Annotated in this window: 6 protein-coding genes; all 6 read left to right on the top strand. The window is 72.2% G+C overall.

The genetic code is table 11. The annotated features are described in order from the left end of the window. The first annotated feature begins 172 nt into the window (after positions 1-172). The 6 genes from GPZ80_RS12600 to GPZ80_RS12625 are packed head-to-tail and all read left to right on the top strand — an operon-like array spanning position 173 to position 24,121. Positions 173-10,978, top strand: coding sequence for a non-ribosomal peptide synthetase (locus tag GPZ80_RS12600; RefSeq protein ID WP_187220517.1), 10,806 nt, complete (start codon positions 173-175; stop codon positions 10,976-10,978). Next, entirely contained in the window at positions 10,975-18,504 is a 7,530-nt protein-coding gene (locus tag GPZ80_RS12605) for a non-ribosomal peptide synthetase (protein ID WP_187220518.1), read from the top strand. The genes GPZ80_RS12600 and GPZ80_RS12605 overlap by 4 nt, the downstream gene beginning before the upstream one ends. Continuing rightward, on the top strand, positions 18,501-18,710 hold the full coding sequence (locus GPZ80_RS12610) for an MbtH family protein (protein WP_091382967.1): 210 nt from the start codon (positions 18,501-18,503) through the stop codon (positions 18,708-18,710). Before GPZ80_RS12605 ends, GPZ80_RS12610 begins: the two co-directional genes overlap by 4 nt. Continuing rightward, positions 18,707-19,915, top strand: coding sequence for a SagB family peptide dehydrogenase (locus GPZ80_RS12615; protein ID WP_187220519.1), 1,209 nt, complete (start codon positions 18,707-18,709; stop codon positions 19,913-19,915). Before GPZ80_RS12610 ends, GPZ80_RS12615 begins: the two co-directional genes overlap by 4 nt. Continuing rightward, positions 19,908-23,129 (top strand): non-ribosomal peptide synthetase, encoded by a 3,222-nt coding sequence (locus GPZ80_RS12620; protein ID WP_187220520.1) that lies wholly within the window; start codon positions 19,908-19,910, stop codon positions 23,127-23,129. The genes GPZ80_RS12615 and GPZ80_RS12620 overlap by 8 nt, the downstream gene beginning before the upstream one ends. Further along, a complete protein-coding gene (locus tag GPZ80_RS12625; RefSeq protein WP_187220521.1) occupies positions 23,126-24,121 on the top strand; it encodes an alpha/beta fold hydrolase in 996 nt (331 codons plus the stop codon). The genes GPZ80_RS12620 and GPZ80_RS12625 overlap by 4 nt, the downstream gene beginning before the upstream one ends. Positions 24,122-24,168: the final 47 nt, after the last annotated feature.

Consider the following 24,168-nt stretch of genomic DNA (forward strand, 5'->3'; position numbering starts at 1 on the left):
CTATCAGAAGTTAGGCTAGCCTAACGAAACTTGATCACCTAGGCTCTCACGATGACTGAGGTAAGACTTACCTAACTTGCTGTCGAGGGTCAACAGAGAGGCGTGACATCACGTGGCTGGTGCGCGGTCGACGTCGGGGGCAGCTTCGGGGAAAGCAGGGTCGTCGCATCGAATGGAGTTGCTGCGGCGAAGGCTTGCCGCACAAGGACTCTCCGCCGACGGGCGAGCCGAGGCGATCACCGCCCGACCGACGCCGGGGCCCGCGCCACTGTCCTCGGCGCAGCGGCGCATGTGGTTCATGCAGCAGCTGCAGCCGCATAGCGCGGCCAACAACCTCTGCGTCGGCATCCGGCTGCGCGGCCCGCTCGACACCGCCGCGTTCCACCGAGCCCTGACCGCGACCATCGCCCGGCACGAGGTTCTGCGCACGACCTACGGGGTCGACGCCGACGGCGCTCCGGTCCAGACCGTCCACGACCAGCCGGTTCCGGTCGCGCTGATGGACTGCGGCGCGTTCCCCGCACAGGAGCGCGAGTCCATGATCGACGATCTCGCCCGCGGCATCGGATCGCGCGCGTTCGACCTCACGGCCGAACCGCCACTGTGGATGTCACTGCTCCGAATGGACGCACAGGAACACGTCCTGCTGCTTGTCGCTCACCACATCGCGTGGGACGACTCCAGTTGGATGCTGTTGCTCCAGGAAGTCGCCGAGCGCTACACCGAAAGCACCAACCAGGCCGAGCTGCGTCTGTCCTACGCCGACTACTCCGTCTGGGAGCAGAAGCGGGACCACGGCCAGGCGCTCGACTACTGGCGCGGCAGGCTCGACCCGACCCCAGAACCGCCGGCCCTGCCCACCGATTTCCCCCGCGCGGCCGTGCGGTCGGAGTCCGGCGGCCGCCGGGTCCGGGCACTGCCCGCCGACCTGGCCGAGGCGCTGCCCGCGGTGTGCGGCCGCGAGGGCGTCACACCCTTCATGCTGCTGCTGGCCGCGTACACCGCCGTGCTGCACCGCTACAGCGGCGCCGAGGACATCTGCGTCGGGACCCCCGTGGTCAACCGGGACCGGCCCGAACTGGCGGGGCTGATCGGCAACTTCGGCAACATGATCGCGCTGCGCGCCGACATCACGGGCGAGCCGACCTTCCGCGAACTGCTCCGCCGCGTCCGGGAGACGTGCACGGACGCGTACCCGCACCAGGAACTCCCGTTCCACACCCTGGTCGAGCGGCTGCACCCGCCGCGCACGCCAGGCCGGTCGGTGTTGTTCGACACCATGTTCTCGCTACGCACCCCGATCCTGCGCGGCTTCGAGCTGCCGGGCGTCGAGATCAGCGAGCGGCCGGTCTTCAACGGCACCGCGCAGTTCGACCTGGCGCTGGCCGCCGTCCTCGGCGACGAGCCGGTGCTGGAGGTCACCTACCGCACGGAGCTGTTCACCGAGTCCACTGTGGACCGACTGCTGGGCCACCTGGCGACTCTGCTGCGCGCCGCGATAGACGATCCCGACCGCGCGGTGTCCGAGCTGCCGCTGCTCACCGAGGCCGAAGCCGAGCGGTTACTCACCCGCGCGACCTCGGTGACCGTCCCGGCCAAGACCGTCGCCGAGTTGGTCGCCGAGCAGACCACTCGCACGCCGAAGGCGACCGCGGTGTCCTGCGGCGGCGAGTCCCTGAGCTATCGGGAACTCAACTCGCTGGCGAACCGGCTGGCGCACAAGCTGATCGCGCGGGGCGCCGGGCCGGAGCGGTTCGTCGCGGTGGCCCTGCCCCGCTCGGTCGACCTGGTCGTCGCGCTGCTGGCCGTGCTCAAGTCCGGCGCCGCGTACCTGCCGATCGACCCGGACTTCCCGCGCCACCGCATCGATGCGATGCTCACCGACGCCGAGCCCGCCCTGGTGCTCGACGATGTCGCAGGCATCCGCGACACCGCCGCGCATCCCGACTCCGACCCCGGCGTCACCGTCCGGGCGGACAACCCGGCGTATGTCATCTACACCTCCGGCTCCACCGGCAAGCCCAAGGGCGTCGTCGTGCCGCATGGCGCGCTGACCAACTTCCTGCTCGACATGACCGGCCGGTTCGCGTTCGGCCCGGGACAGCGGCTGCTCGCGGTGACGACGGTGTCGTTCGACATCGCCGCCCTGGAGCTCTACGCACCGCTGATCAGCGGCGGCGCCGTGGAACTCGCCCCGCGCGAGGCCGTGCTCGACCCGCGCGTGCTCGGCGACCTGATCACCACCAGCGGCGCCACCGTCATGCAGGCCACCCCGTCGCTCTGGCGGTCCCTTGTGGACACCAGCCGCAAGCCCCTGCGCGGCCTGCGGATGCTGGTCGGCGGCGAAGCACTGCCGACGGATCTGGCCGCGCGGATGCGTGGGGTCGCATCCGAGGTGACCAACCTCTATGGGCCGACCGAGACCACGATCTGGTCCACCGTGGCCAAGGTCGGCGACCGCGCGCCGGTGATCGGAGCGCCGATCGCGAACACCCAGGTGTACGTCCTCGACGCACACCTGCGACCGGTGCCGATGGGTGTCCCAGGCGATCTCTACATCGCAGGCGACGGCTTGGCCCGCGGCTACCGCGGCAGGCCCGACCTGACGGCCGAACGCTTCGTGGCCAACCCGTTCGGCGCGCCCGGCAGCAGGCTCTACCGGACCGGCGACCTCGCCAAGTGGACCGCCGCCGGTGAAGTGGACTTCCTGGGTCGCGGCGACCACCAGGTCAAGGTTCGCGGGTTCCGGATCGAGTTGGGCGAGATCGAGACCGTGCTGGCCGGGTGTCCCGGCGTGGCGCGGTCGGTGGTCGTGGCGCATCCGGATGGGCAGCGGCTGGTCGGATACGTCATTCCATCGGAAGACGGTGTGTCGGCCGACGCGGTGCGCGAGCACCTGCGGTCGCGGCTGCCGGACTACATGGTCCCCTCGGCGTTCGTCAGCCTGACCGAGTTCCCGTTCACCCCCAACGGAAAGCTCGACCGGGCCGCGCTGCCCGCCCCCGAGCCGACCACCGCCGCGGTGGGCCGCCCGCCGCGCACACCCCGCGAAGAGGTGCTGTGCGGGCTGTTCGCCGAGATCCTCGGCGTCGACTCCGTCGGCATCGACGACGACTTCTTCGCCCTGGGCGGTCATTCCCTCCTGGTGACCAAGCTCGCCCTGCGGATCGAAGCCACCCTGGGCATGCCGGTGGCGATCAAGCAGGTCTTCGACGACCCGACCGTCGCCCGGCTCGCCGAGCGGCTCGGCGACGGCGGCACCCGGCGGATCCCGCTGCGTCCCGCGGCCAAGCGCGACCGGATCCCGCTGTCGCACGCGCAGCGTCGCCTGTGGTTCCTGCAGCAGTGGGACGGCCCGGCGACGACCTACAACCTTCCCGTGGTGCTGCGGCTGACCGGCGAGTTGGACACCGACGCCCTGACCGCGGCGATCGGCGATGTCGTCACCCGGCACGAGAGCCTGCGCACCCTGCTGTCCGAAGTGGATGGCGAGCCATGCCAGGTGGTCGTCCCCGCCGAGCGGGCGCGGATCCCGCTGAGCACGTCGGACAGCGATGCCGAGCGGATCGACGACGACCTGGCGGAGACCGTCCGCCACCGTTTCGACCTCACCACCGAACTTCCGCTGCGGGCGCACTTGTTCAGCCTCGGCGCGACCGAGCACGTCCTGCTGATGCTGGCCCACCACGTGGCCGGTGACGAGTGGTCCGTCGACCCGCTGACCCGCGATCTGGCCGCCGCGTACGACGCGCGCCGCGCGGGCCAGGCCCCGGCGTGGAAGCCGCTTCCCGTGCAGTACGCCGATTACACGCTCTGGCACCGCGAGCTGCTCGGCGTGGCCGACGACCCGCACAGCGTCCTGTCACGCCAGGGCGCGTACTGGACCAAGACGCTCGCCGGGTTGCCGCAGCAGCTTCCGCTGCCCACCGACCGTCCCAGGCCGCCGGTCGCGGGCAACGCGGGCGGGTTCGCCACCTTCGATCTGCCGCCGGAGCTGCATCGCGAGCTGCGGGCGTTGGCCCAGCGGACCGGCACCACCACGTTCATGGTGCTGCAGGCCGCTTTCGCCGCGCTGCTCACCCGTCTCGGCGCGGGCACGGACATCCCGATCGGCACCCCGGTCGCCGCCCGGCCGGACGAGGCTCTCGGCGACGCTGTCGGGTTCTTCGTCAACACCGTGGTCCTGCGCACCGACACCGGCGGCGACCCGACCTTCACCGAGTTGCTGCGCCGGGTGCGTGAGGTCGACCTGGCCGCGTTCGACCACGCCGACGTCCCCTTCGAGCACCTCGTCGAGCTGCTCAACCCGGCCCGCTCCACCTCGGCGCATCCCCTGTTTCAGGTCGCCCTCGGCTACCAGCGCCGCTCCGCGGCCGGACCGTCGATGGACCGGCTCGGCACGTCGGTCGAGCTGGTCGCCACCGGCACCGCGAAGTTCGACCTGACCGTCGTGGTCACCGAGACCGACGGTGTCGACGGGCTGGCCGCGGGCATCGAGTACCGCGCCGACCTGTTCGACCCGGCCACCGCGCACACCCTTGGCGAGCGGCTGGTCCGGCTGCTGACCGGCGTCCTCGCCACCCCGGACCGCCGCATCGGCGCGGTCGACATCCTGGCCGACGACGAGCGCGCCACGATCCTGTCCGAGTGGGGCGACGGCGGCCCGTCCGGTCCGCCGTCCACGCTGCCCGCGCTGTTCGCCGAGCAGGTCGGCCTGCGGAGCGACGCGACCGCCGTCGAGTTCGAGGACGACTCGCTGAGCTACGCCGAACTCGACGCCGCCGCCAACCGGCTGGCCCGCGAACTGCTCGCGCACGGCGCCGGGCCCGAGCGGATCGTCGCGGTCGCGCTGCCGCGGTCGCTGGACCTGATCATCGCGCTGCTCGCGGTCGGCAAGTCCGGCTCGGCGTATCTGGCGCTCGACCCGGACTACCCGGCGGACCGGCTGTCCTACATGGTCGCCGACGCCCACCCGGTCTGCGCGGTCACGACCGCCGACGTCGCCGCCCGGCTGCCCGAGCTGGCCGCCTTACCTTGCGTGACAGCGGACAGCGGTTCCGACGCGCGCGAGGTGACCGACGCCGACCGGCCATGCCCGCTCGGCCCGGACAACGCGGCGTACGTCATCTACACCTCCGGCTCCACGGGCCGCCCCAAGGGCGTGGTGGTCCCACACGAGGGCGTGGCCAAGCTGGTCGCCACCCAGCGCGACCGGCTTGGCTTCGGCCCGGAGCACGCGGTGACGATGTTCTCCTCGCCCAGCTTCGACCTGGCGTTCTGGGAACTCGTCGTCGGTCTGCTCTCCGGCGGACGGCTCGTCGTGTTCCCCGCCGACCGGCGCGTGCCCGGTCCCGCGCTGGCCGACTACATCCGCGACCACAAGGTCACGCACACGTTCCTGCCGCCGTCGGTGCTGTCCGTGCTGCCCGAGGACGTCAACCTGCCGACCGGCATCCATCTGCTGGTGGGCACCGAGGCCGTCTCCGCCGAACTGGTGCGCCGCTGGGCGCCGGGCAGGCGGATGGTCAACTGCTACGGGCCGACGGAGACCACGGTCAACGCCACCCTCGGCGAGTGCGACCTCGACGCGATCGCCGCGGCGGCGTCGGTGCCGATCGGCAGGCCCGATCCCGGGATGTTCGGCTACGTGCTCGACGCCGGTCTGCGGCCGGTGCCCGTCGGCGTCGTCGGTGAGCTCTACCTGGCAGGCCGCGGTGTCGCTCGCGGCTACCACGGCCAAGGCGCGTTGACCTCGCAGCGCTTCGTCGCGAACCCGTACGGTGCACCGGGTTCGCGCATGTACCGCACGGGCGACCTCGCCCGCTGGACGCCGGACGGCCGCATCGACTTCCTCGGCCGCGCCGACGACCAGGTCAAGATCCGCGGGTTCCGCATCGAGCCCGGCGAGATCGCGGCCGTGCTGGTCGGCCACCCGCAGGTGGCCGCCGCCGTGGTCATCGCCCGTGAGGACCGTCCCGGCGACAAGCGGCTGGTGGCCTACCTGTCGGCCGAACCTGGTTCAGCGCCGGAGGCCTCGCACCTGCGCGGGCATCTCGCGGCCGTGCTGCCGGACTACATGGTGCCCGCCGCGTTCGTCGTGTTGGACGCGTTGCCGCTGCTGCCCAACGGCAAGATCGACCGCGGCGTCCTGCCCGCGCCGGACTATTCGGCACCGGCCGGTCGCGGCCCGCGCTCGCCGCGCGAAGAGGTGCTGTGCGACCTGTTCGCCGACGTGCTCGGGGTCGAGCGGGTCGGGATCGACGACGACTTCTTCGCCCTCGGCGGCCATTCGTTGCTCGCCACGAAGCTCGTCAGCCGGGTTCGGGCCGCCCTGGGCATGGAGTTGCCGCTGCGCGCGCTGTTCGAGACCCCGACAGTCGCCCAGCTCGCCGAGGTGGCCGGTGTCGCCGTCCGGCCGCCGCTGGTCGCCCGGGACGCGGGTCAGGCCGCGCCGCTGTCGTTCGCCCAGCAGCGGCAGTGGTTCCTGCACCAGCTCGAAGGTCCCACCCCCACCTACAACATCGCCGCCGCGTTCCGGCTGTCCGGCACGCTCGACGTCGGCGCGCTGCGGTCGGCGCTGGCCGATGTCGCCGACCGGCACGAGGTGCTGCGAACGCTGTTCGGCGAGTCCGGCGGCCACGCCGAGCGCGTGGTGCTGACCGACGTCCGACCGGCTCTGGAGGTCACCGACGCCACCGAGTCCACTGTGGACGCGCTGTTGACCGCCGCGGCCCGCCGTCCGTTCGACCTGGCCGCGGAGATCCCGCTGCGGGCCAGCCTGTTCACCCTCGATGCCGACGAGCACGTGCTGGCGCTGCTGGTGCACCACATCGCCGGTGACGGTGCCTCGATCGAGGTGCTGACCCGGGACCTGTCCACCGCTTACGCCGCCCGACTGGCAGGCGCGAGTCCTCAGTGGACTCCCCTGCCGGTCGAGTACACCGACTACGCCGTCTGGCAGCGCGAACTGCTCGGCGACGCCGAGTACCCGCACAGTGAGCAGTCCCGGCAGACCGCGTTCTGGGCGGAGACCCTCGCGGACGCGCCGACCGAGCTGGCACTGCCCACCGACCGGCCGCGACCGGCCGTCGCGACCCACGCGGGCGACCTGGTCGGGTTCCGGCTCGACACCGACGCCGCCCGCGCGGTGCGGGAACTGGCCAAGGCGACCGGGGTCAGCCCGTTCATGGTCTTCCACGCCGGTCTCGCCGCCCTGCTGACCCGCCTTGGCGCGGGCACCGACCTGCCGATCGGCACCCCGGTCGCCGGGCGCACCGACGAGGCGCTGCGCGAGCTGGTCGGGTTCTTCGTCAACACCCTGGTCCTGCGCGCCGACACCTCCGGCGACCCGACGTTCACCGAGCTGCTGGGCCGGGTCCGGGCCGCGGACCTCGCCGCGTTCGACCACGCGGACCTACCGTTCGAGCGGCTCGTCGAGCTGCTCAGCCCGCGGCGTTCGCAGGCCCGGCACCCGCTGTTCCAGGTCATGCTGGTGCACAACGACGCCGCCGCGACCAGTCCGAAGCTCACCGGGATCGACGCGCGGCCGGTCGTGGTCGACAGCGGTGTCGCGAAGATGGACCTGACGGTCACGGTCGTCGAGGGGCTCGACGGCGAGGCCATCGAAGGTTTCGTCGAGTACAGCACCGACCTGTTCGACCGGGAGACCGCCGCGGGCATCGCCGACCGCTACGTCCGGCTGCTCGCCGAGTTGGTGCGCGCCCCCGAGACCCGCATCGGCGGCGCGGACCTCCTGACCGCCGCCGAGCGGCACGCCGTGCTGCGAGGCTGGAACGACACCGCTCACCCGGTGCCCGCGACGACCCTGCCGGAGCTGTTCGCGGCGCGGGCCGCGCGCACCCCGGACGCCACGGCCGTGGTGTTCGAGGGCAGGCGAGTGAGCTACGCGAACGTGGACGCGGCGGCGAACCGCCTGGCGCACCTGCTGATCGAGCGCGGCGTCACCCCGGAGCGGGTCGTCGCGATCGCGGTTCCCCGGTCGGTGGAGCTGATCGTCGCGCTCTACGCGGTGCACAAGGCCGGTGGCGCGTACCTGCCGGTCGACCCGGACTACCCGGCCGACCGGATCGCGTACATGCTCGACGACGCCGACCCGGCCGTCGTGATCACCACCGCCGACCTCGCGCACGTCCTGCCCGAGATCGACGCCCCCGTGGTGCTCGACGACGGCGACATCGTCGCGGCGGTCCAGTCCTATCCGGACACCGCGCCCACGGTCGCGGTGGACCCGAAGTGCGCCGCGTACGTGATCTACACCTCCGGCTCCACCGGCAGGCCGAAGGGGGTCGTGGTCTCCCACGCCGCCATCGTCAACCGGCTGCTGTGGATGCAGGACACCTACCACCTCACCGAGGCGGACCGGGTCCTGCAGAAGACGCCGTCGAGCTTCGACGTCTCGGTGTGGGAGTTCTTCTGGCCGCTGCTGACCGGGGCCACGCTGGTGGTCGCCGCACCCGAGGGCCACAAGGACCCCGAGTACCTCGCCGGGCTCATCCAGTCCGAGGGCGTCACGACCGTCCACTTCGTCCCCACGATGCTGCGCGCCTTCCTGACCGAGCCGAAGGCCGCGGAGTGCTCGTCGGTCACCCGGGTCGTCTGCAGCGGCGAGGCGCTATCCGCCGACGCGGTGGCGCTCTGCGCGGAGGTCCTGCCCGGGGCGACCCTGCACAATCTCTACGGGCCTACCGAAGCGGCGGTCGACGTGACCGCGTGGGCGTGCACCGAACCGTCGGCGACTGTCCCCATCGGCCGCCCGGTCTGGAACACCGGGCTACGCATCCTCGACTCCGGGCTGCGTCCGGTCGCACCGGGGGTCGCGGGCGAGCTGTACCTGACCGGCGTCCAGCTGGCCCGGGGCTACCTCGGCAGGCCCGGCCTGACCGCGCAACGGTTCGTGCCGGACCCGTTCGGCCCGGCGGGCTCCCGGATGTACCGCACGGGCGACCTGGCCCGCTGGAACCGCGACGGCGCGGTCGAGTACCTCGGCCGGGTCGACAGCCAGGTCAAGCTGCGCGGCTTCCGCATCGAACTCGGCGAGATCGAACAGGCCCTGCTGGGCCACCCGGCGATCAGCCAGTCCGCTGTCGTGGTGCGCGACGACCGGCTCGTCGGCTATGTCGTGGGCGATGCGACCGATCTACGCGCGCACGCGGCGCGGCTGCTGCCCGAGCACATGGTGCCCGCCGCGTTCGTCACGCTCGACGCGCTGCCGATCAGCCCCAGCGGCAAGCTCGACCGGGCGAAGCTGCCCGCACCCGACTTCGCCGCCCGGGCCGGGAACAACGAGGCCGAGACCCCGCGTGAGCAGTTGCTCTGCGAGTTGTTCGCCGACCTGCTCGGCCTGCCCAAGGTCGGCGCGCACGACGGGTTCTTCGCCCTCGGCGGCGACAGCATCCTGTCGATCCAGCTGGTCAGCCGGGCCCGGGCAGCGGGCCTGGGCATCACCCCGCGCGACGTGTTCGCCCACCAGAGTCCCGCCGCGCTGGCCGCGGCCGCCTCGGTGGTGGAGAGCGCCGACCGCGACACCGAGCCCGCCGGGTACGGCGTCGGCAAGGCGCCCGCGAGCCCGGTGGCGCACTGGCTTCGCGAGCGTGGTGGCCCGATCGGGAAGTTCAGCCAGTCGCTGCTGCTGCGCACCCCTGGCGACCTGGACGAAGCCGGGCTCCGCGCGGCGCTGCAGGCGGTGCTGGACCGGCACGACGCGCTGCGGGCCCGGCTCGACGCCGACTGGTCCCTCGACATCGGCGCACCCGGATCGGTCGCCGCGGCGGACATCCTGACCCGGCACGACGTGTCCACTATGGACGAAGCCACGTCGGCCGCGCTGATCGAGACGGAGACCGCGGCGGCGATCGGCAGGCTGCGCCCGACCGAGGGTGTCATGGTCCAGGCGGTCTGGTTCGACGCGGGCCGTGGCCCGCACGGCAGGCTTCTGCTGGTCATCCACCACCTCGTGGTGGACGGCGTGTCCTGGCGGGTCCTGCGGCCGGACCTCGTCGACGCCTGGCGCGGCGCCACGTTGCCCGAGGTGCGCACGTCGGTGCGACGCTGGGCCGAGCACGCCCACGAGGAGGCGGCGCGGCCAACGGATCTCGCGGCCTGGGCCGCGGTCCTGGACGGTCCGACACCGCCCCTGGGCGAGCGGCCGCTCGACCCGACCGTCGACGTCGCGTCCACAGTGGAGCGACTGACCGTGCGTCTGGCGAGCGAGCCGACCACGGCCCTGCTGACCCGGCTGCCGGAGCTGTTCCACACCGGCGTGACCGAGGTCCTGCTGACCGGACTCGGCCTCGCGCTCGCGGATCGACTGGGACACACCGAGTTCCTGGTCGACCTGGAGGGCCACGGCCGCGACGACGACCGGCTCGACCTGTCGCGCACGGTCGGCTGGTTCACCAGCGTCTACCCGGCCCGGCTCGACGTGACCGGGATCGACCTGCCCGACGCCGCCGTCGGCGGGCGGGCCGCGGGCGAGGCGATCAAGCGGGTCAAGCAGCGGCTCGCCGAGCTGCCCGAGGACACCGCCGGGTTCGGCAGGCTGCGCTACCTCAACCCGGACACCGGCGCGTACCTCGCGGAACTGCCCCGGCCGCAGCTGCTGTTCAACTACCTCGGCAGGCTCACCGCCGAGCAGGCGCCGACCGCGGACTGGGCCGTCGACCTGCGCCCGCTGCCCGCGGGCGTCGACGACCGCGCCGGCGTGGCGTACCCGGTGGAGCTCAACGTGGTCACACTCGACCAAACCGACGGTCCGGTACTGCGGGCCACCTGGTCGTGGCCGAGTGGGGTGCTGTCGGCGGCGGTCGTGGCCGGCTTCGCCGAGCGCTGGTTCGGCTACCTGGAAGCGCTGGCGGCCCACGCGGACGCGCCGGACGCGGGCGGGCACACCCCAGCCGACCTGACCCTGGTCTCGCTGAGCCAGGACGAGATCGACGAGTTCGAGGCGGACTTCCTTTGAGCACCACGAAAAAGTCGGGCCTGGCGGACATCCTGCCGCTGTCCCCGCTGCAGGAAGGGCTGCTCGTCCAGTCCCAGCTGGAGGAGCCGGGGTCGGACGTCTACGTCGTGCAGACGATCCTGACGCTCGACGGCGCCCTGGACGGGAAGGCTCTACGCGGGGCGGCTCGGTCGCTGCTGACGCGGCATCCGAACCTGCGCGCGGCGTTCCGCTACCGGGCCAACGGAACCCCGGTCGCCCTCATCCCGCACGCGGCCGAACCCGTGTGGCGCGAGGAGAACCTGACCGGGAGCGCGGCCGGGCGGGAGGCTGCCGTCGCCCGCGTGGCCGCCGAGGAGCGCGGTGAGCCGTTCGACCTCGGGCAGCCGAAGCTGGTCCGCTTCGCCCTGCTCGCCGAATCCCCGGACCGGCACCGGCTGGTGATCACCAACCACCACATCGTGCTCGACGGTTGGTCCATGCCGCTGCTCGTCTCCGAGCTGTTCGCCCTCTACGCCCAGACCCCGCTGCCCGCGGCGACCCCGTACCGGGACTACCTGGCCTGGATCGCCCGTCAGGACCGCGGCGCCGCCGAGTCGGCCTGGCGCGCCGCGTTGGCCGGTCTCGACGGCCCGACGCGGGTCGCGCCGCACGCGGGACCGATCGCGATCGCCCCACGCAGGATCAAGGTCGAGCTGTCGGCGGAGCGCACGGCCGAGCTGACCGCGTTCGCCCGCGCCCGGGGCCTGACCCTGAACACGGTCGTCGCCACGGCGTGGGGGTTGCTGCTCAACACCCTGACCGGCCGCGACGACCTCGTTTTCGGCACCACCGTTTCCGGGCGCCCGCACGACCTGCCCGGCGTCGAGTCGATGATCGGCCTGTTCATCAACACCGTCCCCGTGCGGCTGCGGCTGCGCCCGGACGAGACGTTCGCCGACCTGCTCAAGCGGGTGCAGGGCGAGCAGGCGGACCTGCTGGCACACCAGCACTTGGGCCTCTCGGCCGTCCAGAAGCTCGCCGGTGTGGGCGACCTGTTCGACACCCTCACCATCTTCGAGAACTACCCGTTCGACGCCGACGGCGTCTTCGAGCCCGCACCTGGCCTGAAGCTGGTCGACGTCGCGGGCGGCGACGCCACGCACTACCCGCTCACGCTGACGGTCCTGCCGGGCGAGCGGCTGCGCTTCGACCTGGGCTACCGCCCCGACGTGTGCGCCGAACCGGACATCCACGCCCTCGCCCGGCGGCTGGAGCGGTTCGTCGACGCACTCCTGGCCGACCCGGACCAGCCGGTCAGCAGGCTCGACGCGCTGGGCGCGAACGAGCGGCGCCTGCTGCTGGACGAGTGGAACGACACAGCAGACAACACAGTGGGCGACACAGCGGACAACACAGCCGGCCCGCTGCTGCCGGAGATCTTCGCCAGGCAGGCGCAGCGCACGCCCACCGCGACCGCGCTGGTGGCCGGACCGGTCCGCTGGACGTTCGCCGAGGTCGACCGGCGGGCCAACCAACTGGCGAACCTGCTGGTGGAAGCCGGTGTCGGGCCGGAGAAGCTGGTCGCCCTGCTGGTGGCGCGCTCGGCCGACCTCGTCGTCGCCCTGCTCGCGGTGCTCAAGGCGGGCGGCGCGTACGTGCCGATCGAGCCCGGCCTGCCCGCCGAGCGCATCAGCTTCCTGCTCGGCAGCACCCGCCCGGCGTTCGTGCTGAACGAACTCACGCTGACCCGCGCGCACCAGTACCCCGACACCGCTCCCCCGCTCGGCCTCGACCCGGCGAACCCGGCGTACCTGCTCTACACCTCCGGTTCCACCGGCGCCCCGCGCGGCGTGGTGGTCGAGCACCGGTCGCTGGCTAATCTCCACCGCGACCACGTGCGCAGGCTGTTCTCCCCGCACGCAAGCGAAGTGGGCGGACGCCTGCGGGTCGCGCTGACCGCGGCCCTGTCGTTCGACACGTCGTGGGAAGGCCTGCTGGCACTGGCCGCGGGCCACGAGGTGCACCTGATCAACGATGACACCCGCGGCGACCCACACGCACTCGTCGACTACGTCGCGGCCGAGCGGATCGACTTGCTCGACCTCACCCCGTCGTTCGCCCAGGAAGTCGTCGCGGCGGGACTGCTCACCGACACCCGCCACCGCCCCCGGGTGCTCATGCTCGGCGGCGAGGCGGTCGGACCCGCGCTGTGGACCGAGCTCCGCGACGCGCCGGACACGGTCGCCTACAACTACTACGGACCCACCGAGTGCACCGTGGACACTCTGGCCTGCGCGCTCGCCGACGCCGAGACCCCGATCGTCGGCAGGCCGCTGACGAACACCCGCGCCTACGTCCTCGACAGCTGGCTGCGCCCGGTCCCGCCGGGCACGGTGGGCGAGCTGTACCTGGCCGGGACTCCGCTGGCCCGCGGCTACGCCGACCTGCCCGGACACACCGCCCAGCGGTTCGTCGCCGACCCGTTCGGGCGACCCGGGGAACGGATGTACCGCACCGGGGACCTCGCGCGGTGGCAGGAGAACGGCGCGCTCGACTACGTCGGCCGGTCCGACGAGCAGCTCAAGATCGGCGAGTTCCGGATAGAGCCCGGCGAGGTCGAGGCCGCGCTCGACGCCCACCCCAGCGTCGCGCGGTCGGCCGTCGCCGCCCGCGGCCCCCGACTGGTCGGGTACCTGGTTCCCAACGGCGTCATCGACATCGAGGCGGTACGCGCGTACCTCGCGGAGCGGCTTCCCGACTACCTGGTCCCAGCGGCGTTCGTTGTGCTGGACGCGCTTCCGTTGACCGTCAACGGGAAACGCGACACCACCGCGCTGCCCGATCCCGAGGACGGCACCCGCGAGGAGCCGAGCACCGACGCCGAGCGGGTCCTGTGCGAGGTCTACGCGGACGTCCTCGGCATTCGGACTGTGAGCGTCGACGACAACTTCTTCACCCTCGGCGGCGACAGCATCCTGTCCATCCAGGTGGTCAGCCGGGCCCGGGCCGCGGGCCTGCTGATCCGGCCGCGCGACGTCTTCGGGCAGCGCACGCCCCGCGCGCTGGCCGCGGTCGCCCGCTCCGCCGACGCCCCCGACGCGCAGCGCTCCGAGGACCCCGACGCGGGCATCGGCGCGGTCCCGCTGACGCCGATCATGCACGCGCTGCTCGCTATGCCCGGCTCGATCGACCAGGTGCACCAGTCGGTCGCGCTGCACACGCCCGCCGACCTGACCCTGTCCACGCTGACCACCGCCGCGAGCGAGCTGCTCGACCGACACGACGTGCTGCGCGCCAAGCTGCGCCGCGACATCGTCGGCCAGTGGACCCTGCAGGTCCCGCCGCGCGGGGTGAAGCCTGCGGTGACGCGGGTGGACGCCACCGGGTCGGACCTGGACGCGCTGGTCGCGAAGGTCGCGGCGGAGCAGGCTGCCCTGCTGGCGCCCGCGAACGGCGTGATGGTCCGGTTCGTGTGGTTCGACCGGGGACCTGAGCTCGACGGCAGGCTGCTCGTCCTCGCCCACCATCTCGTCGTCGACGGGGTGTCCTGGCGAATCCTCGTGCCCGAACTGGCCGCCGCGTGCGGGCACGGCACGGCCGAGCCGCGGCGGACCACGTCGTTCCGCCGCTGGGCGCAATTGCTCAACACCCAGGCGAGCGCGCCCGCCGTGCCTGCCGACCTGCCGCACTGGCAGCAAACGCTTGCGCAGCCCGAGGAGCCGCTCGGTTCACGGCCGCTCGACCCGGCTCGCGACACCCTCGACACCGCCGGTCTCCTCATCCGTGCTCTGCCGACACGGCTCACCGTCGAGCTTCTCGGCGAGACCGCGAACCGCCACCTCGCCTCGGTTCCCGAACTGCTGCTCGCCGCGCTCGCGCTCAGCCTCGGCCGGTCGTCGCTGCTGGTCGACCTCGAAGGGCACGGCCGCGAGGAGGAGTTCGTCGGCGAGCCCGTCGACCTGTCCCGGACCGTCGGCTGGTTCACCAGCCGGTACCCGGTCCGGCTCGACGCGGCGGGCGACCCGGGTCAGGTTGTCCGGCAGGTCAAGGAAGCCCTGCGGGCGGTACCGCACAACGGCCTGAGCTTTGGCGTGCTGCGCCACCTCAACCCGCGGACCGCGCCGGCGCTGGCCGACCTCGCCAAGCCGCAGGTCGAGTTCAACTACCTGGGCAGGCTCGGCGGCGCCGGGACCGGCCCGTTCGCGCCCGCCGACACAGGTGCGCTGCTGGGTGGCGCGTCCGTCGGCGCCGCGCCCCTGTCGCACGCGCTCGCGGTCAACGCGGCGGTCCGCGACACCGCGGATGGTCCGGAACTACTCGCGCACTGGACCTGGGCGTCCGGCGTGCTCACCGAAGCCGAGGCGACCGGCCTCGCCGACGGCTGGATCGCCGCGCTCGACGCGCTGGTCCACACCGAAGCCGGTGGGCCTGCCCCATCGGATGTCCCGCTGGTCTCCTTGACCCAGGAGCAACTCGACGCGATCGGCCCGGCGGCGGACGTGCTGCCCGCGACGCCGCTGCAGGCGGGCCTGCTGTTCCACTCGATGGCCGCGGGCGAGTCCGACGGCGTCGACATCTACACCGTGCAGAACCTCATCGACCTGGCGGGCCCACTCGACCTGGACAGGTTGCGGGGTGCGGCCGAGGGGCTGCTGACCCGGCATCCCACCCTGCGTGCGGGTTTCCGTCAGGCCGGTCAGCTGGTGCAGGTCATCCCGGTCGCCGCGGACCTGCCGTGGCAAGAAATCGACCTCTCGCACCTCGACCCTGGCGCGCAGCGGGCGGAGTCCGACCGGCTTGCCGCCGAGGAGCGCGACCGCCGCTTCGACGTCACCGCGCCGCCGCTGCTGCGGTTCCTGGTGCTGCGCCTGGGATCCGAGCGGCACCGGCTCGTGTTCACCTGTCACCACGTCCTGCTCGACGGCTGGTCCACCCAGTTGCTGGCCCAGGACCTGTTCGCGCTCTATCAGGGTGGGCCGATGCCCGCCGCCGCGCCGTACCGCGACTACCTGGCGTGGCTCAGCGCCCAGGACGCCGACGCGGGCCGCGAAGCGTGGCGACAGGCACTCGCCGGACTGCAGCAGCCGACCCGCCTGGTCGCCAAGACCGTGCGCGGCGGCTCCATCGAGCGGACCCGGGTCAGCACCCGCCTCTCGGCCACCCTGACCGCACGGCTCGCGGAGGTGGCGCGGACGACCGGCGTCACACAGAACACCGTGCTGCAGGCGGCCTGGGGGCTGGTGCTCGCCCAGCTCACCGGGCGCGACGACGTCGTGTTCGGCCAGACCGTGTCCGGCAGGCCCGCCGAGCTGCCCGGCGCGGAGGCCATGGTCGGCCTGATGATCAACACGGTTCCCGTGCGGATCGCCTTGCGGCCCAGCGAAAGCGTCGAAGGGCTGCTCGGTCGGGTCGCCGACGAGCAGGCCGCGCTCATGGCGCACCACCACGTCGGGCTGGCCGACATCCAGCGCGCGGCGGGCTCCGGGCAGCTGTTCGACTCACTGGTGGTGTTCGAGAACTTCCCGGTCGACGAGCAGACCCGGATCGAGCCCGCGCCGGGCCTGCGGGTCACCGCCGCCGAGGGCATCGACGCGACGCACTACCCGCTGACCCTGGCCGTGCTGCCGGGCGCCGAACTGGACCTGCACCTGGAGTACCACCCGGAGTGTTTCGACCGCGCGGGCACGCAGCGGGTCCTCGACCGGTTCGTGCGAGTCCTCGACGGGCTGCTCACGGACCCGTCGATCCGGGTCGCCGCGGTGGATCCGCTGACCGACGACGAGCGCCACCAGGTGCTCCGGGCATGGAACGACACCACGCTGCACGTGCCACCCGCGGCCACCCTCCCGAGCCTGTTCGCCGACGCGGTCGCCAACGATCCCGACGGCAGCGCGCTGGTGTGCGGAGGCAACGAGCTGACCTTCGCCGAGCTGGACGCCGCGGCCAACCGGCTCGCCAACGCCCTTGTCGCCCAGGGGGTCGGGCCGGAGCGGATCGTCGCGCTGCTGCTGCCGCGGACCGCCGAGTTCGTGGTGGCGATGCTCGCGGTGCTCAAGGCGGGCGGCGCGTACCTGCCGATCGACCCCGCCTACCCGGCCGCGCGCATCACGGCCACGATCGCCGACGCCGACCCGCACCTGGTGATCAGCATGACCGCCGTCGCCGACGTACTCGGGGACATGCCTCGGATGCTGCTCGACGAGCAGACCTTCGAGGCCTTCCGGGAGACGGCTCCCGACGTCGGCCTGCAACCCCGGCACCCGGCGTACGTGATCTACACGTCCGGCTCGACCGGGGTGCCCAAGGGTGTGGTGGTCACGCACGCCAGCGTGGTCAACCTGTTCCACAGCCACCGGGAGACGCTGTACAAGCCCACCGTCGCCGCCGCGGGCGGTCGGACGCTGCGAGTCGGGCACACCTGGTCGTTCGCGTTCGACGCCTCCTGGCAGCCGCAACTGTGGCTGCTCGACGGGCACGCCCTGCACCTTGTCACCGAGGAGACACTGCGCGACCCGGCGCTGCTCACCGAGCAGGTGCGCGTCGAGAGGCTCGACTTCATCGAGGTCAGCCCGTCGCTGGCCGTCGCGCTCGCCGACGCGGGCCTGATCGGCGACGGCGAATGCCCGCTGCTGGCGCTCGGTGTCGGCGGCGAGGCTGTTCCACCGGCGTTCTGGCGCACGATGCGGACGCTGCGGAACACCCAGTGCTACAACCTCTACGGCCCCACCGAGACCACAGTGGACGCTCTCGCGGCACGTGCGGCGGACAGCGAGACCCCGCTGGTCGGCACGCCCACCGCCAACACCAGCGCGTACGTCCTCGACGCCTCGCTGCGGCCGGTCGCGCCGGGAGTGGCCGGTGAGCTGTACCTCGGCGGCGCGGGGCTGGCCCGGGGCTACCTGCGCCGGGAGAGCCTCACCGCAGAGCGGTTCGTCGCCGACCCGTTCGGCCCGGCCGGATCGCGGATGTACCGCACCGGGGACCTGGTGCGGTGGACCGGGAACGGGAAGATCGACTACCTGGGCCGGGTCGACGAGCAGGTCAAAGTGCGCGGCTTCCGGGTCGAACTGGGCGAGATCGCCGCGACCCTCTCGGCGCATCCTCAGGTGGCCCAGGCCGTGGTCACCGAGCTGGCGGGCAGACTCGTCGCGCACGTTTTCCCATCCACAGTGGACAGACCGGTTGGCCTGCGAGAGTTCCTCGGCGAACGGCTGCCGGATTACATGGTGCCTGCCGCGTTCGTGGTCCTGGACGCCTTGCCGCTGACCCCGCACGGCAAGGTCGACCGGGCGGCGTTGCCCGCACCGGAACTCACCACGACCGTGGGCCGGGAACCACGCACGCTCACCGAGAAGATCCTCTGCGGCCTGTTCGCCGACGTCCTCGAAGTGCCGTCCGTGGCGGTCGACGACGACTTCTTCGCCCTCGGCGGGCACTCGCTGCTGATCGTCGCGCTCCGCACCCGCGTCACCGAGGAATTCGGCAGGCCGGTCCCGGTCGCCGCCCTGTTCGCCAACCCGACACCCGAACTGCTAGCCGCCATCATGGAAAGGAACGAACCGTGACCAACCCGTTCGAGAACCCCGACGGCACGTACCTGGCGCTGGTCAACGACGAGGGCCAGCACTCGCTGTGGCCGGAGTTCGCCGACGTGCCCGCGGGCTGGACGGTCGCGTTCGGCCCGGACACCCGGCAGGCCTGCCTGGACCACATCAGCGCGAACTGGACCGACATGCGGCCCAAGAGCCTGATCGAGGCGATGGGCGAATGAACACCGCCGAACTGGCGGACACGCCCCTCGAACGGTCGGTCGACGGGCGTCCGCTCTACGCGCTCTACCCCGCGCGCCGCGGCGAGGACCCGGGCCCGCTGCCAGAGGGCGCCGGGCTGGTGCTGTCCCGGTTCGCGGTGATCCACCGCGAGGGCACCGCACTGCTCCTCGAGTCGCCGCGCGCCTGGTGTGACGTGCGGGTGCACGACCCGGCCGTGCTGGCGGTCATCGGCGCGCTTTCCACGCCGCTGCGGTTCTCGGCGCTGCCGGAGGTCCTGCCCGCCGAGGCGACCGAACTGCTGATCGCCGACCTGTGGCGGGCCCGGCTGGTCGTGGCGTACGGCGCGGAGGAGGAAACCGAGCTACGCCTGCGCCAGTGGAGTCCGTTCGAACTGTGGCTGCACAACCGCAGCAGGCTCGGCGAGTCCGGCGGCTTCAACGCCTCCTGGGGCCTGACCGCATGGGCCGACGGGACTTTCCGGCCGCTGCCCGCGCGCCCCGAGCCCTACCCCGGCACACCGATGGACTTGTTCCGGCCGGACCTGGAAGCGCTGCGCCGCGACGATCCCAGCCTTACCACCGTGCTCGAAGACCGACGCTCGATCCGCGAGCACGATCATGGCAACCCGCTGACCGTCGACCAGCTCGGCGAGTTCCTGTTCCGCTGCACGCGAGTGCGCGGCACCCACCTGCTCGACGGCATCGAGCACGTCGACCGCCCGTACCCCTCCGGCGGCGCGCTGCACGAGCTGGAGATCTACCCGGTCGTCCGGTACGTCGACGGCCTTGAGCCCGGGATGTACCACTACGACGGGCACACCCACCAGCTTCAGCCGGTGTGCGGGGAGAACGACGCGACCAAGACGCTGATCATGGCCGCCGAACTGGCCACCGGCGCCAAGGACCCGCAGCTGGTCTTCGTCGTCGCCGCCCGCTTCGGCAGGCTGCTGTGGAAGTACGAGGCGATGGGCTACGCGGCGATCCTCAAGGACGTCGGTGTGCTCTACCACGTCATGTACTCCGTGGCCACGGCGATGGGCCTGGCCGCGTGCGCGATCGGGGGCGGCCACGCCGAGGTGTTCACCGCGGCGACCGGCCGGGACTACTTCACCGAGGGCGCGGTCGGCGAGTTCATGCTCGGCAGTGTCGCTCAGGGCGCCGCCCAGGAGTCCACCCAGGAAAACGGAGCAGCAGCAGGTGTTTGACGCATTCCCGACGGTCGAGCCCGCGCCGAACGCGCGGTTCGAGCCGTTCCCCGTCACCGACCAGCAGCACGCCTACCTCGTCGGCCGGACCGGTGAGTTCGAGCTGGGCAACGTGTCCACCCACGCGTACTACGAGTACGAGGGCGAACTCGACCTGGACCGGTTCACCCGCGCGTGGCAGCGGATCGTCGATCGGCACGACATGCTGCGCGCCGTCCTGCTGCCCGACAGCGAGCAACAGGTGATCCTCGCTGACGTACCGCCCTTCGCGCCCGAGGTCGTCGACCTGCGAGGCCTGGGCACGGACGAGGTTTCCGCCCGGCTGACGGAAATCCGCGACCGGATGTCGCACGAGGTGCGGCCCGCCGACCGGTACCCACTGTTCGGTGTCGTGGTCAGCAGGCTCACCGACGAGCGCGCCCGGGCGCACATCAGCTTCGACGGGCTCACCCTCGACTACCTGAGCTGGCAGTTGCTCGTCGCCGACCTGACCCGGTTCTACGCCGACCCGGACCTGAAGATCGACCCGCTCGACCTGACCTTCCGCGACTACGTGCACACCCAGCGGGCGTTGAAGGACACCGAGTCCTACCGCCGCGCCGAGGAGTACTGGCGCGGCCGGGTCGAGGACCTGCCGGAGTCGCCGAGGCTGCCGATCCGCACCGACCCCGCGACCATCTCCCACCCGCGCTGGACCAGCCGGGCGGGCACTCTCGACGCCGAACCGTGGCGCGCCCTCAAGGCGCTGGCCGGTCGGGCCGGGCTCACCCCGACCGCCCTCGTGCTCGCCGCGTTCGCCGAGGTGCTCGCGGTGTGGTCCGAGGAGCCGCGGTTCACCGTCAATGTGCCGCGGATGAACCGGCTTGCGCTGCACCCGCAGGCCAACGAGATCCTCGGCGAGTTCGCGTCGTTCTCGCTGCTGGCCGTCGACCACGACGGCTCGGCGCCCTTCACCCAGCGGGCCAAGGCCGTACAGCGGCAGCTGTGGACCGATCTGGCGCACCAGCAGGTCAGCGGGGTGCAGGTGCTGCGCGAGCTGAGCCGGGTCCGCGGCGGCGTCCACCGCGCGGCCATGCCCGTGGTGCTGACCAGCACGCTCGGCTTCGACGCCGGGCCCGCTCCGCTGCTCGGCGGGCAGATCGAGCGGGTGTTCGCGATCTCGCAGACCCCGCAGGTCTACCTCGACGTGCAGGTCGAGGAGTCCCCGTCCGGCGCGATGACCTACAACTGGGACAGCGTCGACGAGATCTTCCCGGCCGACCTGATCGCCGACGCCTTCGCCGCGTTCGGCGCGCTGCTGTCACGCCTGGCCACCGACCCGCAGAGCTGGTCGGCCACCGACTTCGCGCTCGCGTCCGCCGGTCCGCTCTCCGGCGCGGAGCGCCCGGTGCCCGAGACGTTGGTGCAGCAGCTTTTCCTCGACCAGGCCGAGCAGCGGCCCGACGATGTCGCCGTGATCACCTCCGGCGGCTCGCTGACCTACCGGGACGTGTGCTCGCGCGCCTGGCAGGTCGCCCACTGGCTGTGCGAGCACGGCGCGTGCGCCGAGACCCCGGTGGCGGTCGTGCTGGACAAGGGCTGGGAACAGGTGGTGGCGGCCTACGGCTCGCTGTTCGCCGGGTCGCCCTACCTGCCCGTGGACGCCGCGCTGCCGCCCGCACGGATCGCCGCGCTGCTCGACGCGGCCGGTGTCTCGCTCGTGCTGACCAGAAGTGCGCTCTACGAGTCCCTTGTGGACAGTGTCGGGGCACGACAGGTGCTGTGCGTCGACGACGCGAGCGACCTGCCGGACACACCGCTCGACACCGTCCAGACCCCGTCGGACCTCGCCTACGTGCTGTTCACCTCCGGCTCCACCGGCACGCCCAAGGGCGCGATGATCGAGCACGCGGGCATGGTCAACTGCCTGCGCGACACCATCGACACGTTCGGCATCGGTCCGGGCGACCGCGCCCTGGCCGTGACCGCCCTGCACCACGACATGTCGACGTTCGACGTCTTCGGCGTCCTGGGTGCGGGCGGCGCGATCGTGATCCCGGACGCGGTGCGCGCCCGCGACGCCGAGCACTGGGCCGACCTGATCGCCGAACACGGTGTCACGGTGTGGAACTCGGTGCCCGCCATGATGGAGATGCTCCTGCAGACGGGGCAGGCGCCGTCGTCGCTTCGGCTGGCTTTCCTTGGCGGCGACTGGATTCCGCTGCGGCTGGCCGCCGAGGTGACGTCGAGCCTGCGCCTGGTGTCGGTGGGCGGACCGACCGAGACGACGCTATGGAACATCTGGTACCCGGTCGAGGAGTTCGACGAGTCGTGGCGCAGCGTCCCTTATGGCGCGCCGATCGCGAACACGCGCTACCACGTCCTCGACCCGTGGCGGCGTGCTCGACCCGCGGGCGTGACCGGTGAGCTGTACTGCGCCGGTCCCGGTGTCGCCCGCGGCTACCTCGGCGACCCCGAGCGCACCTCGCAGTCCTTTGTGGAACACGACGGGGAACGGCTCTACCGCACCGGCGACCGCGGGCGGCTGCTGCCGGACGGGGTGATCGAGTTCGCCGGGCGCGAGGACACGCAGGTGAAGATCCGCGGGCAGCGCATCGAACTCGGCGAGATCGAGGCGGCGCTCGCCGCGGTCCCCGGCGTGCGCGACGCCGTCGTCACCGCCGTGCCGCACACGGACCGACCCGGATACCGGGCGCTCGCCGCGCACGTCGTCGGCGAGTCGCTCGACGTGGAGGAGATCCGCCGAGCGCTGTCGGCGCGGCTGCCCGCGCACATGGTGCCCGCGACGGTGGCGGTGCTCGACCGGTTCCCGCTGACCCGCAACGGGAAGGTCGACCGGGCCGCGCTCGCGTCGGCTGACGCGGAGCCGGTGGACCCCGTGGTCGATGGCGACGTGAGTCCGCTCGAAGAGGTCATCGCCGGGGTGTGGGCGGAGGTACTGGAGGTCGAGCGGGTCGGCGTCACCGACGACTTCTTCGCCCTGGGCGGGGATTCGCTGCTCGCCACCCGGATCGTCGCCCGACTGCGCGAGGCGCTGGACACGCCGGGTCTCGGCCTGCTGTCGGTGCTGTCCACCGTGACCGTCCGCCAACTCGCCGCCGCGATGGTCGTCGATCAGGAGCAGCCGGGCCGGATCGAACAGGTCGCCGAGCTGTACCTGGAGATCTCGCGGATGCCGGAGGCTGAAGTCGCCGCGGAGCTGATGGGCCGATGACGATCTTCCGCGGCGACTGGGTCCGCTGCTACAGACCGCGGCCGTACGCGACCCGGCGGCTGGTCTGCTTCCCGCACGCGGCGGGCGCGGCGGGGTTCTACCGGCAGTGGGTGGACACCCTGCCCGCCGACATCGAACTGTGGGCGGTGCAGTACCCGGGCCGCGAGGACCGCTTCACCGAGCCGTGCGTGCCGGACATGGAGACGCTGGCCGACTTGGTCGCCGACGCGCTGGCGCCCGCGCTCGACCTGCCGACGGCGTTGTTCGGGCACAGCATGGGCGCGGCCGTCGGATACGAGGTCACCCGCAGGCTGTTGGGCGGCGGGGCTCCTGTGGAGCGGCTGTTCGTGTCCGCCCGGCCGTCACCCTCGCACCAGCGGGCCACCCGGACCGAGGTGTACCTGTGTGACGACGACGGGATCGTCGCGGAACTGGCGACGCTGCGCGGGTCGGGCCTCGCCGTACTCGACCAGCCCGAGCTGCGCGAGCTCGTGCTTCCCATGGTCCGCAACGACTTCCGGCTGATCGAGACGTACCGTCCCGCCGTCGCCGCGCCGCTGCCGATCCCGATCCTGGCGCTGGCGGGCGCGGACGACCCGCGGATGACCGTGGCGCAGGCGGCGGACTGGGCCGAGGCGACCGACGCCGGGTTCGGCCTGGAAGTGTTCCCCGGCGGCCACTTCTACCTGGAGCCGCTGCGCGGCCAGGTGATCAAGACCGTGATCGACCAGCTGACCGATGAGGAGAAAGCCATGACGACCCCGGACGAGCTGACCGTGGACGGAATCCGCGCGTCGGTCGCGGAGCTGCTGGCCATCGACGTGGACCGCGTCGGACCGGAGGACAACCTGCTCATGCTGGGCGTCGACTCGATCAAGCTGATGGGCCTGGCCAGCCGCTGGCAGCGACACGGCGTCGAGGTGCCGTTCGTCGACCTGGCCGAGAACCCGACGGCCGCCCACTGGTCGAAGCTGCTGAGCGGAGCGGCCTAGTCTTCCGAGCCCGACCGGCCTCGTACTAAAGTATGGCTAACCTAAGA

The sequence above is a fragment of the Actinokineospora xionganensis genome (assembly GCF_014323725.1).
In the GTDB taxonomy this organism is placed as follows: domain Bacteria; phylum Actinomycetota; class Actinomycetes; order Mycobacteriales; family Pseudonocardiaceae; genus Actinokineospora; species Actinokineospora xionganensis.